Origin of the sequence: Secundilactobacillus similis DSM 23365 = JCM 2765 (assembly GCF_001311075.1) — a bacterium.
Taxonomy (GTDB): domain Bacteria; phylum Bacillota; class Bacilli; order Lactobacillales; family Lactobacillaceae; genus Secundilactobacillus; species Secundilactobacillus similis.
Window position 1 is genome coordinate 1 of record NZ_BBAD01000080.1, and the last position, 14,842, is coordinate 14,842.

The 14,842-nt window shown below is 46.8% G+C and carries 12 protein-coding genes and 2 pseudogenes; 11 read left to right on the top strand and 3 right to left on the bottom strand.

Features of this window, described 5'->3' with window-relative positions; genetic code table 11:
- Positions 1-101: 101 nt before the first annotated feature.
- The 5 genes from JCM2765_RS13570 to JCM2765_RS13590 all read left to right on the top strand — a co-directional run bounded on the left by JCM2765_RS13570 (position 102) and on the right by JCM2765_RS13590 (position 3,664).
- Entirely contained in the window at positions 102-677 is a 576-nt protein-coding gene (locus tag JCM2765_RS13570; RefSeq protein WP_175576977.1) for an LURP-one-related/scramblase family protein, read from the top strand.
- Between the two features lie 180 nt (positions 678-857).
- On the top strand, positions 858-1,568 hold the full coding sequence (locus JCM2765_RS13575) for a uracil-DNA glycosylase (protein WP_054737194.1): 711 nt from the start codon (positions 858-860) through the stop codon (positions 1,566-1,568).
- Positions 1,569-1,622: 54 nt separating this feature from the next.
- Positions 1,623-2,603 carry a phosphate acetyltransferase gene (gene pta / locus JCM2765_RS13580; protein ID WP_054737195.1) on the top strand — a complete coding sequence of 327 codons (981 nt, stop codon included), beginning with the start codon at positions 1,623-1,625 and terminating at the stop codon, positions 2,601-2,603.
- A gap of 88 nt (positions 2,604-2,691) precedes the next feature.
- Entirely contained in the window at positions 2,692-3,171 is a 480-nt protein-coding gene (gene tsaE / locus JCM2765_RS13585; RefSeq protein ID WP_054737196.1) for a tRNA (adenosine(37)-N6)-threonylcarbamoyltransferase complex ATPase subunit type 1 TsaE, read from the top strand.
- A complete protein-coding gene (locus JCM2765_RS13590; RefSeq protein WP_054737197.1) occupies positions 3,164-3,664 on the top strand; it encodes a GNAT family N-acetyltransferase in 501 nt (166 codons plus the stop codon). Before tsaE ends, JCM2765_RS13590 begins: the two co-directional genes overlap by 8 nt.
- A 65-nt stretch (positions 3,665-3,729) precedes the next feature.
- Here JCM2765_RS13590 and JCM2765_RS13595 read toward each other — a convergent pair whose 3' ends face one another.
- Both JCM2765_RS13595 and JCM2765_RS13600 read right to left on the bottom strand, forming a co-directional pair.
- Positions 3,730-4,263, bottom strand: coding sequence for a 3'-5' exonuclease (locus JCM2765_RS13595; RefSeq protein ID WP_054737198.1), 534 nt, complete (start codon positions 4,261-4,263; stop codon positions 3,730-3,732).
- Between the two features lie 25 nt (positions 4,264-4,288).
- Positions 4,289-5,053: an exodeoxyribonuclease III gene (locus tag JCM2765_RS13600; RefSeq protein WP_054737199.1), complete on the bottom strand. Its 765-nt coding sequence runs from the start codon at positions 5,051-5,053 to the stop codon at positions 4,289-4,291.
- Between the two features lie 185 nt (positions 5,054-5,238).
- On the opposite strand from JCM2765_RS13600, the pseudogene murB reads away from it, so the two are divergent.
- Together murB and JCM2765_RS13610 are read left to right on the top strand one after the other, a co-directional pair.
- A pseudogene (murB, locus tag JCM2765_RS13605) lies at positions 5,239-6,146 on the top strand (UDP-N-acetylmuramate dehydrogenase).
- 20 nt (positions 6,147-6,166) lie between these two features.
- Positions 6,167-8,269, top strand: a complete 2,103-nt coding sequence (locus JCM2765_RS13610) for a cation:proton antiporter (protein ID WP_054737200.1) — start codon at positions 6,167-6,169, stop codon at positions 8,267-8,269.
- 296 nt (positions 8,270-8,565) lie between these two features.
- Here the strand turns inward: JCM2765_RS13610 and JCM2765_RS13615 are convergent, their stop codons facing one another.
- On the bottom strand, positions 8,566-9,168 hold the full coding sequence (locus JCM2765_RS13615) for a DUF1361 domain-containing protein (RefSeq protein WP_369404081.1): 603 nt from the start codon (positions 9,166-9,168) through the stop codon (positions 8,566-8,568).
- Between the two features lie 312 nt (positions 9,169-9,480).
- On the opposite strand from JCM2765_RS13615, the gene cdaA reads away from it, so the two are divergent.
- The 4 genes and pseudogenes from cdaA (at position 9,481) to glmS (ending at position 14,763) form a co-directional block, all read left to right on the top strand.
- Positions 9,481-10,332: a diadenylate cyclase CdaA gene (gene cdaA, locus JCM2765_RS13620; RefSeq protein ID WP_054737201.1), complete on the top strand. Its 852-nt coding sequence runs from the start codon at positions 9,481-9,483 to the stop codon at positions 10,330-10,332.
- Positions 10,329-11,300: a CdaR family protein gene (locus tag JCM2765_RS13625; protein ID WP_225352108.1), complete on the top strand. Its 972-nt coding sequence runs from the start codon at positions 10,329-10,331 to the stop codon at positions 11,298-11,300. Before cdaA ends, JCM2765_RS13625 begins: the two co-directional genes overlap by 4 nt.
- 24 nt (positions 11,301-11,324) lie before the next feature.
- Positions 11,325-12,676 (top strand): annotated as a pseudogene (gene glmM / locus JCM2765_RS13630) (phosphoglucosamine mutase).
- Positions 12,677-12,945: 269 nt separating this feature from the next.
- Positions 12,946-14,763 (top strand): glutamine--fructose-6-phosphate transaminase (isomerizing), encoded by a 1,818-nt coding sequence (gene glmS, locus JCM2765_RS13635; protein ID WP_054737202.1) that lies wholly within the window; start codon positions 12,946-12,948, stop codon positions 14,761-14,763.
- Positions 14,764-14,842: the final 79 nt, after the last annotated feature.

A 14,842-nucleotide genomic window follows, 5' to 3' on the forward strand; every position in this document is an offset into this window, starting at 1 on the left:
GCGATAGTGCGAACAAGACCATTGCTTTCGCCAACCAACGAAACATGTTAAAATGAACAATGATTAATGTCACTTTTGACGACGTTGAATGGAGGGCTTCCATGCGAACACTGTATATTCGGCAAGACAGTTTAGCAACCAAGGGGGCCAGTGTTGTCCGAGATGCTGATAAACGCTCGATTTACTTGTTGATTGGTAAGTGGGGACGGCATCAAGATGCACTTTCCCTTTATCAAATTAGCGGTGACCTATTAGCGGAGTTGAAGCAGACGTCGCTGGGGATATTACCGCGATTTGATATTTACTATCATAACCAAAAAGTGGGGGCAATTTCTAAGCACCTTGGCCTACTGAATGAAGTGATTTACGTTAGCAATTTACACTGGCTGATTGTCGGTAATATTGTGACTGGCGACTACCGAATTTATCATGGGACAACGTTGATCATGACCTCTCAGGGTGATGGTGATTTACGTGCACTAACGGTTGAAAACCGACGGCAGGAACCAGTTTGCATTTGCATCGCGGCGACCCTTGATCATTGGGCAAGTCACCGGCGAAAGTTGCAGTTACCTAAGCGGACTTGGCGGGCATCGTTTAACGTGCCAATGGATATGCGTGGTAATCGTGCTTGGCGCTATGAACAGCACTCTAAAAAACGAACCCCATTGCGATAAAAACTTTTTCATGAAAATAATTTGAAAATGACCCGCGTATCTAGGCTTGAGGATACGCGGGTCGTTTCGTTGTTGGCGAATGGCATGTGAACCTGTCGAGCGGTAATCTCTGGATTAATTGCAAGTTTACACTAATAATTTTGGGTTGAGTATGATAGAATAAAGCTTGAGGTGTTGGGAATGAAACCGTTTATTCATAATGATTGGTGGGACGTTTTGAAACCAGAGTTTGAAAAAGCGTCTTACCAAAATTTACGGACTTTTTTGGTTCAAGAGTACCAAACGCAGTTTATTCACCCCGATATGTATCACATTTTCGAGGCATTTGAATGGACCCCGTTTAGTCAGGTGAAGGTCGTGATCTTAGGTCAAGATCCTTACCATGAACCAAATCAAGCGCACGGACTGAGCTTTTCAGTCTTACCTGGCGTACAGGTGCCACCGAGCTTACAAAACATCTACAAGGAACTGCAGTCAGACTTAGGCATTGCGCCGGTCAACCACGGTTACTTGGAAAAGTGGGCGAAGCAGGGGGTGCTGTTGCTAAACTCAGTACTAACGGTTCGAAACGGAAAAGCGTACTCGCATAAGGGCAAGGGCTGGGAACAGATTACGGATGCTGCTATTCAGCGGCTATCTGAACGACCAACCCCGGTAGTCTTTATTTTGTGGGGACGGGCAGCGCAAAACAAAATCAGTTTGATTGATACTCAAACTAATATTGTGCTACAATCAGCGCATCCAAGTCCGTTATCTGCATACCGTGGCTTTTTTGGATCAAAACCATTTTCAAAAACCAACATCGCACTTGAATCACTTGGAGAAACACCAATTGATTGGCAATTGCCGCAAAACGTGACGGTGGCTGAGACGCCAGCGCACCACGCGTAACGGTATGAGAGAGAATTGACTAGTCGGAAATTCAAACATCTGGAGGTCTATGACGTGGAACTTTTTGATAGTTTAAAGCAAAAGATTAGTGGGTTAAATAAGACGATTGTCTTCCCAGAAGGTGAAGATGTTCGGATTATTGGTGCCGCCAGCCGGTTAGCTGCCGACAAATTACTGCAACCCGTTTTGTTGGGGAACGTTGATACCATCAAAGCAACGGCTGCTGACAAGGGATTTGACTTGAGTGACCTCACTTTAGTTGATCCAACCAACGTTTCTGCTGACGAAAAGCAGAAGATGCTGGATGCTTTGGTTGAACGGCGTAAGGGTAAGAATACGCCTGAACAAGCTTCTAAGATGTTGGAAGACCCTAACTACTGGGGCACAATGATGGTTTACCTTGGCGAAGCAGACGGGATGGTTTCCGGTGCTGCTCACCCAACTGGTGACACCATTCGGCCAGCATTGCAAATTATCAAGACTAAGCCAGGTGTAAAGCGAATCAGTGGCTACTTCGTTTTGTTGAAGGACGACAAGCGTTACTTCTTCGCCGATTCTGCCATCAACATTGACTTGGATGCTGAAGGCATCGCTGAAGTTGCCGTTGAAAGTGCTCAAACCGCTAAACTTTACGACATTGATCCTAAGGTTGCACTGTTGAGCTTCTCAACGAAGGGTTCTGCCAAGGCTGACGTTGTCACTAAGATGCAAGAAGCCACTAAGTTGGCTCAAGCTGCAGCCCCAGATGTGCCAATTGATGGTGAATTACAATTTGATGCCGCTGTTGTGCCAGAAGTTGCTGCAAGCAAAGCCCCTGGTTCACCAGTTGCCGGGCAAGCCAATGTCTTCATTTTCCCAGAATTGGATTCCGGGAACATTGGCTACAAGATCGCCCAACGGTTGGGTGGCTTCGAAGCCCTTGGCCCACTGCTGCAAGGCTTGAACAAGCCAGTTTCTGACTTGTCACGTGGTGCTAACGAAGAAGACGTCTACAAAGTGGCGATTATTACCGCAATGCAATCCGTTGAACTTTAATTAAATACGCATATTTGAGAGAACGTTGAAGGAGCGGCGACAAGCGATTGTCGTGGCTCCTTCATTTGATTTAGAAGGAGCGACTAACATGACAGTTGAATTAACGGTGACTCAGCCGGAGCAAACGATGACGATTGGGCAAAAGTTAGCCCCGTATTTACAAGCAAAGGATGTTATCCTACTGGATGGTGACCTTGGTGCCGGTAAAACGACCTTTACCAAGGGATTAGCGCTCGGCTTGGATATTAAGCGCAATATCAAGAGTCCCACGTTTACGATTATTCGTGAATATCAAGAAGGGCGGTTGCCGCTCTATCATATGGATGTTTACCGCCTAGAAGATGGTGGTGGCGATGAACTTGGATTAGAGGAGTATTTTAACGGCGATGGGGTTAGTGTTGTTGAGTGGTCTAAGTTTGTGGCGGATGAATTGCCGGATGACTACTTACGCATTGCGTTTAAACGGCAAGATGATGCCGGTGAATCGCAACGGAAATTGATTTTTGATCCTAAAGGCGATCGCTTTGAAACCATTGTGAACAAGTTGCAGGCAGACCTTAATGAGTGAGGCAGCGGTTGACATTCGACCGGCAACGGTGCGGGATGCGCAAGGCCTGCTTTCGCTGTTAGCGACCCTTCAAACGGAATCGACAACGTTTGAGGTTACCGGACCGACCTTGGCGGTTGAGCAGCAAGAACAACAAATTTCGCAAATTGAACAATCGGATGGTCACTTGATTGCGGTGGCAGCGTTATCTGGGACGCTGATTGGGCTGGTTACGGTGATGCCAACTGCTGACCCGGCGGTAGGGGAGATTGGCGTTGCTGTCTTAAAACAGTATTGGCATCAAGGCTTGGGAACTGCACTAATGTTGACTGGACTTGATTGGTCAGCCTTAGAAAGTCGGTATAACGTCATTACATTAACGGTTCAGGAACGAAATCAGCATGCAGTGGCACTATATGAAAAGCTTGGTTTTCAAACCGTTCAAGAACTGTCGGTTAAGGATCCAGTTGGTGAAACGGTTGCTGCGCTGGAGATGCAGATTGCCGTTAAATAAAATGATAACTAAAAAGCCATCAACGATCAGATGATCAAGTTGATGGCTTTTTAGTATGACTGGGTTTAGACTGCTTTGACGAACGGTGTTAAAGCATCTTGGCCAAACTGATTGGCTTCAGTCAATAAAATATTGGCACAGGCTAGGCTATCGTCTAACGCGTTATGGTGATGTTCCAACGTAATATCTAGGGCATCACAAACTGTGTTCAGTTTATGGTTGGCCAACATGGGTAAGAATTGCCGGCTGGTTTTAACTGTATCTAACGATAGATAACTTGGGGCGTCCAGTCCATAGTGAGTCAGGGTTTGTTTTAAAACGCCGTTATCAAATTGGGCGTTGTGGGCGATCACAAGTTGTTCAGGGGTAAAGAACGATTGAATATGAGGCCAAACTTCAGGGAAGGTTGGGGCATCCTTCACATCGTGTTCGTGAATCCCGTGAATCTCGACGTTCCGCCAAAAGAAGGGCACGTCGGGTTTGATGAGGGTGTAAAATTCATCGGCAATTTGGTTATCGCGGACAATTGTTAGTGCTAGTGAACAGGCGGAATAGCGCTTACCACTGGCAGTTTCGAAGTCCATTGCAACGAAATTCATGGTAAAACTCCTTTCAAATCACGGGTTAAACGTGAAGGTCGTGGGTGACGAGTTCAATTGGACAGTGATCTGAACCAAAAATTTGGTCCTTAATGTCCGCACTTTCAAGTTGTGGTTTAAGCGTATCGCTCGTCACGAAGTAGTCGATCCGCCAACCGGCGTTGCGGTCCCGGGCTTTGAATCGGTAGCTCCACCATGAATAGCGATCAGTTGCATCGGGGTTGAAGTAACGGAAACTATCCAAGTAACCGCGGTCTAACAGATGAGTGAACTGTTGACGTTCATCATCGGTAAAGCCGGCACTTTGGTGGTTGGTTTTTGGGTTGCGAATATCGATTTCTTCGTGCGCAACGTTCAGGTCGCCACACAGGATAACTGGTTTTTGGGCGTTGAGTTGGTCTAAGTAGTCTTGAAAGGCAGGTTCCCAGGCCATTCTAAAATCTAGTCGTTTCAAACCAGTACCAGAATTAGGGGTATAACACGTGACTAGGTAAAAGTCAGTATATTCTAAGGTAATGACCCGGCCTTCGTGGTCAAATTCATCGACCCCGATGTCATTAGTAACCGAAATTGGCTCATGTTTTGTGAAGATAGCCGTGCCAGAATAGCCTTTACGATCAGCATAGTTAAAATACTGGTGGTAACCTGGCAAGTCTAATGTGAGCTGATCAGCTTGCATCTTAGTTTCCTGAATGCAGAAAAAGTCGGCATCCAGCTCTTTAAAGGTCGTCATGAAGTCTTTTTTCACAATGGCCCGAAGTCCGTTAACGTTCCAAGAAATAAATTTCAAGAGAAGGCATCCTTCTAGACGAAATTTCGAATGCATTAAGTATAGCAGACTCTGGTCACAATGGGGTAGTTGAGGTGAGCTGAGGTCCGAAATGAATTTTGAAGTGGCTCGACTAGGTTGAAACCGGTTACGCATGTTAAACTAGAAGGTATGAGATAAGTAATTTAACGAGGAGAACAAGACACATGACGGATGAGATTGTAGCAGCGTTTCCAGACATTGACATCTTAACGCACGAACCATTATCAACGTATACTAATACTAAAACCGGTGGACCGGCTGATTTTTTGGCCTTCCCAGAATCAGTGACTGCGGTCCAGCAGTTATTACAATATGCTAATGAGCACCAAATTCCCGTAACGGTGATTGGCAATGCCAGTAATTTAATTGTGAAGGATGGCGGGATCCGCGGCTTAGTGATGATTTTGACCCGGATGCAACAGCATACCATTGATGGCACCCACTTAACGGTTGCGGCTGGGGCATCTTTGATTGAAGTCACCAAGTTAGCGCAACATGCAAGCTTGAGTGGCTTGGAGTTTGCTGCGGGCATTCCAGGTAGTGTTGGCGGTGCGATTTTTATGAACGCCGGTGCTTATGGTGGTGAAATTAGCAACGTGGCAGAGAGTGTTCAGGTGTTAACGCCGGATGCACAATTGAAGACGATTGTCGGTGCTGATTTAGATTTTAGTTATCGGCATAGCCGCGTCCAAGACGAAGGTGATGTTGTCTTATCAGCCACGTTTGCATTAACGTCCGGTGATGGCACCGCCATTCAGGCTGAAATGGATGATTTGAACGCTAAGCGGGCGGCTAAGCAACCCTTAGAATTGCCATCTTGTGGGAGCGTCTTTAAACGCCCAACTGGGTATTTTGCAGGGAAGTTGATTCACGATGCTGGTTTACAGGGGTACCAGTTCGGTGGTGCTCAGGTTTCAACGAAACATGCCGGCTTTATCGTCAACGTTGATCATGCGACGCGTCAGATTACTTAGCCGTGATTCAACACGTTCAAGCCGTTGTCTTTGAGAAGGAACACGTTCATTTGGAAACAGAAGTTCGTATTATTGGGGAGGCACCAGCCGCTAGTTAAAACATGAAAGGGGTCACCATTTGCCGATTGTAGAAGCAGTTATTTTACTTGTTGTCCTAGTGCTGATTTCAAACGTTATCAGTCACTACCTCACTTTTATCCCAGTTAGTCTGATTCAGGTCGCACTGGGATTAGTGATGGCGTTGTTTTGGGAGATTGAGATTCCCTTAGATACGGATTGGTTCTTGCTGCTCTTTATAGCGCCGTTGCTGTTTAATGATGGCCGGCGCTTTCCGAAGCGCGAGTTATGGAAGTTACGGGGACCGATTTTTGCCAATTCGATTTTACTGGTCTTTTTAACCACCATTGTTGGTGGGTATTTGATTTACCTGTTGATACCTAGAATGTCGTTACCGGTTAGTTTTGCGCTGGCCGCGATTTTATCACCGACCGATCCGGTTGCGGTACAGTCGATTTCAAAACGGGTGAAGCTACCCGATCGCATTTTACACTTGGTCAGCGGTGAAAGTCTGATCAACGACGCATCGGGCTTGATTGCGTTCAAATACGCGGTGGCGGCAACGGTTACCGGTGTTTTCTCCTTTGGTCAAGCCTTAGGCGACTTCGTTTACATTAGTTTAGTGGGGTTGATTGCCGGTTTCATCCTGATGACGATCATTGAGTTTTTACGGGATGTCTTGCGGCGTCAGGGGATCAACGACGTGGTGTTTAACACGGTGTTACAGATTATGGCGCCGTTTGTGGTTTACGTCATCACAGAATCAGTCTTCCATGCGTCTGGTGTGATTGCGGTCGTGACGGCCGGGGCCGTTTCTCACGCACAGGGGAATCGCTTAATTGAAGATTTACCAGAACTGCGCTTAGTGACTGAAAAAACCTGGAACATTATCGTTTATCTGTTAAATGGAATCGTGTTCTTGATTTTGGGTGATGAATTACCGATTGCCACCACCCACATCATTCACGATGCCCAGTTCAACACGTTGCAGGCCGTTGCATATGCGTTTGGTGCTTGGGTGATCCTATTAGTGATTCGGGTTATTTGGATCTACGTTTACCAAGTCGTGATCAAAACGGAACACGCTAGTTTTCGAGTGGCGTTATTAGCTGGCCTTTCGGGTGTCCGGGGTGCCGTGACGATGGCTGGGGTCCTATCATTACCATTGGTAACGGCATCCGGTCAGGCGTTTCCGCAACGCTCACTGGCCCTGTTTGTTGCGGCGGGTGTGATCATTATTAGCTTAGTTGCTGCGGTGATCACGTTACCGTTGGTGGCACCGGATAACCCGACGCCATTGAAGACTCGGGCAAGCATCAGTGATGACGATGATGAGACTGATGATGAAGAAGTGTCCGTTGCTGACGAGCCAGAAACGGTTCACCGGTTGAGCGAGGCTGAGGCCCGCATTTACATTATGCGGTTGGCAATCAACGCCATCGAAGAACATCGGCACTTAGAGAACCAACGGGCCGCCTATGATTTGATTTTGGATTATCAGTTTATCATCCGACGTCTTGAGATGCGGGTGCGCGATGATGAAGATATGCAGCGGGTCATGCAAGATGAGGTGACTTTAAGAGAAGTGGCCTTAGCTGGAGAAATTTCAGCGCTAAAACGGTTGTTAGAACATCAGCAAATTTCCCACCATGCTTACCAAACGGCGATGAAGCAGGTTGAGCGAACGCGGCAACGGTTTAATCAAACGACTGATCATGCAATCGTTGCGGCGGCACGAAACTGGGGGATTTGGCTGAGACATCTCAAGAACATTATTGTTCGAACGATAAAACGGCAATCTGGTCAGATGGTTGAAAATGAATGGCAGTTGATTGACCGTGAGAGCGCCAAGGCGGCAATCAAGGCGTTATCGAAGTATCTGGCACGAGATGACGTTGATCCACAGCAGATTGATCGCCAAGCGATTTATCACTTAGTGGTCTTCTATCGTAATCGAGTGGAACGCGCAAGAGAGAATCAACGCGTCCCTCGGGAACAATACCTCATCCAGCTGAACCGATTACGAGTTATGGCACTGGGCGCGGAACGTGCGGGCATTCAAACGTTGCTAGAAGCGGGCAATATTACTTGGCAAATGGCAGGCCGCTTGCGGCAATATATTAACTATTCAGAGAATGTGTTGATGATGACGACGGAAGAGTAGAGAGTGCGGAGAGAGGCGGTTAGGGACTGGAGCCTAAGCTATCTTCACCAGAAATCCCGGCTTTTGGGATTTGTGGTGAAGGTAGCTTAGGTGCAAGTCCCTGCCTCTCGGAGCACGTTTAGGCTCGAGAACAGAAACGCACAGCGCATGTATTCAAACGTCGCCAAATTCAACCTAAACATGCACGCGCATCGTCTAATTAAATATCACCAACAATCAAAAAGCAGGGTACCTCAATTTTCCAACTTGGAAAACCGAGGCACCCTGCTTTAATTTTATATGTTATTTAACGCTCACTACTTCAACGTCCGATCAAGCTGCTGCCGGTACACCAAATGCGATAACCAGTAAGCCACCAGCTGAATCACGGTCATCAATCCCACAAACACCAGCATCGTTGGCGTCCACATGTGAATCAACCGTTGCGTGATGATTTCCGGGGAGATAAAGAGGTAGACGGTATGGATTCGAAGAAAACGGCCGGCGTAGATGCCCACTGAAGACAAAAAGGTGAGGATCAAGACGAGAACGGCTTGTAACCAGTGATTACCGTGTAGGTAGCGCTCGGTAATCGTCCCGGCAACGTAGTTTAGGCTCCAGAAGCCTAAAATCACGCAGAAAAGGGCACTGATCAAAACTAGGGTGAAGTAGACCCACATGTGTAGGGAGAGCCTTAAAAGGCCATCATAGCCGTAAGGATTAAGAAGGGACAGGTGAAAGAGATCGGTTAATAGGTAGGGCGCATTGGGGTAAAATAACAGCCACAGGATCACTAAGGCCCAAAAGAGCAGGCCGTTTTTAGGTTTATCCCGGTGAATGTGAAAACTAAACTCAATGGGCAGGTAACCTAAAACGTGTTTAAAATCAGGAACGTAAATGGCGCCTTCACGAAGCCCCATAAAAAAAGCAACCAGAGCACCACAAAGCCCCGAATTTGCCAACGCGCACTAATTTTCACAGCCACCCCTCCTTACGTTTTGTCTCTAAATAAATAGTACCAGATTCTCGGGGTGTTGGCATACTATTTCACTAAGTTTAATGCCGGTTTCATTGTTTTAAATGACACATCGGTACAACGTTAGTGGAATCATTTTGGTGATTGGCTTCTATTTGAAAGTAGCCAGACTGTGTCACACCGCCACTAATTTTCCGCACACCCCGGTGGTCGTGCTATAATGTTAGCTGAATAGATTTTTGGAGGGAATTTTTTAATGAACCTTGATTGGAGTAGCTTTTTGACGTGGCATAACATCGTAAGCTTACTCGACATTCTGGTTGTCTGGTTTGTATTTTACGAACTCATTATGCTATTACGCGGGACCAAAGCGGTTCAGCTACTGCGTGGGATCATCATGATCGTGTTGATCAAGATCGTGAGTGTCTATGCAGGACTCGTAACGGTTTCCTGGTTAATGGATCAGGTCATTAATTGGGGCGTCATCGCCATGATCATTATCTTCCAACCCGAGATTCGTCGGGGGCTGGAACACCTTGGCCGTGGCTCTGTTTTTGTTCGGAATCGGCAGGTCAATGAAGCCGAAACCAAGATGATTCAAGCCCTGGATAAAGCCATCCAGTACATGTCTAAACGCCGAATTGGGGCGTTGATGACGATTCAGATGGATACGGGGCTGGAAGACTATATTGAAACCGGCATCGAGCTTAACGCTCACATTACTGGCGAACTCCTGATCAATATTTTTATTCCAAATACCCCGTTGCATGACGGGGCAGTCATTATTCGCGATAACCAGGTCGCGGTGGCGGCGGCTTACCTGCCGTTGTCGGAAAGTAATTTGATTCCCAAGGAGCTTGGTACCCGGCACCGGGCAGCGGTTGGTATCTCAGAAGTAACGGATGCGTTGACCATCGTTATTTCCGAAGAAACTGGTGAAGTGTCGATCACCAAGAATAACGAGTTGTTGCGGAACATGGACCAAAATGACTACCTGAAGTTCCTACAAAATGAGCTGATCAAGGATCAGGAACCCGAACGGCATAATTTGTTTAACCGGGTGCTTGACTACGTTGACCAACACTTTAGAGGGGGGACGCGTCAGTGAAGGCATTTTTTAATAGCCGGTGGCTTTACCGGATCCTATCGTTATTCTTAGCGGTGATGCTGTTTGTCTATGTGAATAGTACGAAAACAACTTCGACGCAAACAACCGGTGGTTCGGAAACAAACTCATCGACTTTGACGGCTACCGAAAATAAAACGGTATCGGTTCAATTACGGTTGAACGTCAACTCGGATAAGTACTTTGTGACGGGCTACCCGGAAAAGGTTAAGGTCCATTTGAGCGGGCCAGCTGCGCTAATTACTGCAACTGCGAACACCCAAAATTTTCGAGTATACGCCAACCTGACGGGGTTAAAGACTGGCCAGCACAGCGTCAAGCTGCAACAAGACGGGCTTAACCGCGATATTAGTTATAAAATCGATCCAGAGCGGATCTCAGTCAACATTCAACCGCGCCAAACGGTCAGCTTCCCAGTCACTGTGAATTACGATAAGTCGCGACTCGCGGATAACTATGAAGCAGGGACGCCAACAACGGATGTGACGAGTGTTAAGGCAACTGGTGCAAAGAGTGAGATCAACCGAGTTACCCGGGTGGTCGCACAATTGACGTTACCACAAAATGCGAAGTCAACGGTCAATAGTCAAGCGGTCATTGAAGCCTTGGATAAGCAGGGCCGAACCGTGAACGTGATTTTAACGCCATCGACGACCCAAGTTAATTTGCCGATTACGGCAAAGGGGCATTCAAAGAAGGTACCGTTGTCGTTTAAGGCAAAAAATGCGAATGCGGATCTCAATTACACGCTGAAGAGTGCAACAAGTTCAGTTCGGGTATTTGGCACCACAAGTGAACTAGATGCCATCTCGAAAATTGAGGCGGACGTTGACGTGAGTGACGTTAAAGATAGCAAAACTAAGACGATTCGGTTAGATCCAGCAGATCATGATGTGACTGGCATTGATCCGACATCAGTCAAGGTAACAATTACTGCAAAATCAAAATGAGAATTGAAATGAGGATAATATCAAATGAAGTATTTTGGAACTGATGGTGTACGTGGGATCGCAAACCAAGAATTAACGCCGGAACTCGCTTTTCGGTTAGGTCGTGCCGGTGGGTACGTGTTGACAGAACATGCAACTGATACAAAGGCCCAACCACAAGTGTTGGTGGCCCATGATACCCGAATTTCTGGTCAGATGCTGGAAGAAGCATTGGTTGCCGGTTTACTGTCCGTTGGGATCGAAGTGTTACGGCTAGGCGTGATCACAACGCCAGCTGTTGCTTACTTAGTGCGTAACCAGGGGGCGGATGCAGGGGTCATGTTAACCGCTTCTCACAACCCAGTTGCCGATAACGGTATCAAGTTCTTTGGGGCAGACGGCTATAAGCTCTCTGACGCCTTGGAAGAAGAAATTGAAACTTTATTAGACCAACCCGACAACTTGCCACGACCATCCGCAGCTGGTTTGGGCACCGTTGAAGATTATCAAGAAGGTAGCCAAAAGTACATTCAGTTCTTGGAACAAACCATTTCTGATGATTTGAGTGGCATGCACATTGCGGTTGATTCAGCTAACGGTGCGACCAGCAGTTTGGTATCCCGGCTTTACGCTGATTTAAACGCTGATTTTGATACGATTGCCACCACGCCAAATGGGTTAAACATTAACGATGGCGTTGGCTCGACTCACCCAGAACAACTCCAAAAGTTCACGGTCGAACAGGCGCGCAAGTCGGCTTGGCCTTTGACGGCGACGGTGATCGGTGCATCGCAGTTGACGAACAAGGCAACCTTGTTGACGGTGATAAGATCATGTACGTTTGTGGCAAATACATGGCGGCTCACGGCCGGTTGAAGAAGGATACCATTGTTACCACGGTGATGAGTAACCTAGGTATGTACAAGGCAATGGAAGCTCACGGCATGACCAGCGTGAAGACTAAGGTTGGTGACCGTTACGTGGTTGAACAAATGCTCGCGGACGGTTACAACTTGGGTGGTGAACAATCAGGCCACATCGTCTTCTTGGACTTTAACACCACTGGTGATGGCATGTTGACGAGTCTGCAACTCCTGCACATCATGAAGGAAACGGGGAAGAAGTTATCCGAACTCGTTGCTGACGTTCAGGATTACCCACAAGAATTAGTGAACGTGAAAGTCGCTGATAAGAAGGCCGCTTTGAACAACCCTGCTATCAAGGCAATCATTGATACGGTGGAAAAGGAAATGTCCGGCGATGGCCGCGTGCTTGTTCGCCCTAGTGGGACAGAACCTCTGTTGCGGGTGATGGCTGAAGCACCTACTAAAGAAGCAGTTAAAGCTTACGTCGATCGGATCGCCACGGTTGTTAAGCAAGAAGTCGGTGTTGATTAGGCTGAATTGAGTCGTTTTGAAAGTTAGTTGAAAATTAAACTGAAAAAAGATTCTGCATGAAATTAGGAGGCAGTTTTCAAACAAATCTGTTTGAAACTGCCTTTTGCTAACTTGTGGCCGAAATAAATCATTTTCAATCTATACCACTTTAAACTTAATTATTGACACAGTTCGTTAATCGCTGTAAAGTATACATGTTCTTAAGAGTTAATTAATTTAATTGAGTCTATACCAATTTAAAAATCATGAAAATTCGAGGATGAAAGCATATGTGTGGAATTGTTGGTGTCACCGGTAGTGATAATGCCGTAAAAATCTTATTAGATGGTCTCCAAAAGCTGGAATACCGAGGTTACGATTCAGCCGGTATTTATGTAAACGACCAAAGCGGTGAAGATTATCTCGTGAAAGAAAAGGGTCGGATCGCTGATTTGAAGCGTGAAATTGGTCCGGATGTTCACGGCTCCACTGGGATCGGCCACACGCGCTGGGCAACTCACGGGGTTGTTAGCGTTGATAACGCCCACCCACAAGTTTCTAAGGATAACCGGTTCTACTTGGTCCACAACGGTGTGATCGATAACTTCCAAGAACTGAAGAGTGATTACCTCAGTGATGTACCATTTACAAGCCAAACCGATACTGAAGTCGTTGTCCAATTGATCGATAAGTTGGCCGTTGAAGAAAACTTGAACGCCCACGACGCATTCGTTAAGGCGTTGACGTTACTAAAAGGTTCGTCATACGGGTTCTTATTAATGGACCGCGAAGATCCTGATACATTGTACGTTGCCAAGAACAAGAGCCCGCTGTTGGTTGGGGTCGGCGACGGTTTCAACGTGGTTTGTTCGGACGCCTTAGCTATGTTGCGTGAAACTCACGATTTCTTGGAATTGATGGACGGCGAAGTTGTGACCATCAAGCCAGACAGCATCAAGATCGAAGACAAGGACGGCAACTTGGTTGAACGTGATACCTTCCACGTTGACATGAATGCGGATGAAACCGATAAGGGGACTTACCCATTCTACATGTTGAAGGAAATCGACGAACAACCTAACGTGATGCGGAAGTTAGCCCAAGTTTACTTATCAGAAACTGGCGAACCCGTTATCAGCGACAAGTTGTTATCATCAATGAAGCAAGCTGACCGAATCTACATCGTTGGCGCCGGGACGAGTTACCATGCGGGCTTAGTCGGCAAGCGGTTATTTGAAAACTTAACTCAAACGCCAACTGAAGTGCACATCTCTTCAGAGTTTGCTTACGAACAACCTATCTTGTCAAAGAAGCCATTCTTCATCTTCTTGTCACAAAGTGGTGAAACAGCCGATAGTCGTGAAGTGTTAGTTAACGTTAACGCCGCTGGGTACGAAAGCTTAACGATCACTAACGTTCAAAATTCAACGTTATCACGGGAAGCAACCTACACGTTGTTGTTACACGCCGGTCCAGAAATCGCGGTTGCCTCAACCAAGGCATACACGGCTCAAATCGCAATTGAAGCAATCTTAGCGAAAGCTTTGGGCGAATCCGACAACCAAATCGTTGCCCAACGGTTTGATATTCGGCAACAACTCGGGTTAGTGGCAACTGGGATCCAAGCCATCGTTGATGCTAAATCTGAAATTGAACAGTTAGCCAAGGATGATTTCTTAAACACCTCAAACGCCTTCTACATTGGTCGGAGCCTCGACTGGAGCGTTTCATTGGAAGCAGCGTTGAAGTTGAAGGAAATCTCATACGTGCAAGCGGAAGGGTTTGCTTCTGGTGAATTAAAGCACGGGACCATTGCGTTGATTGAAGAAGGTACGCCAGTTATCGGGATCATCACGCAAGCCAAGACGGCTGGTTTGACCCGGTCAAACTTACAAGAAACGATGGCGCGTGGTGCGAAGATCATCACCATTGTGAGCGAAAACTTGGCAAAGAACGGCGATAACATCGTCTTGCCAGAGGTTGATGAACTCATGACACCATTGTTGAGCGTTGTACCAACGCAATTGTTGGCTTACTACACGAGTTTACACAAGGGCTTAGACGTTGATAAGCCACGGAACTTGGCCAAGAGTGTGACGGTTGAATAGTCGACTGTGACCGAAATGAATGTTTAATTTGAGCGATGCGATTCTACGTTAGTAGGATGGCATCGCTTTTTATTTACGC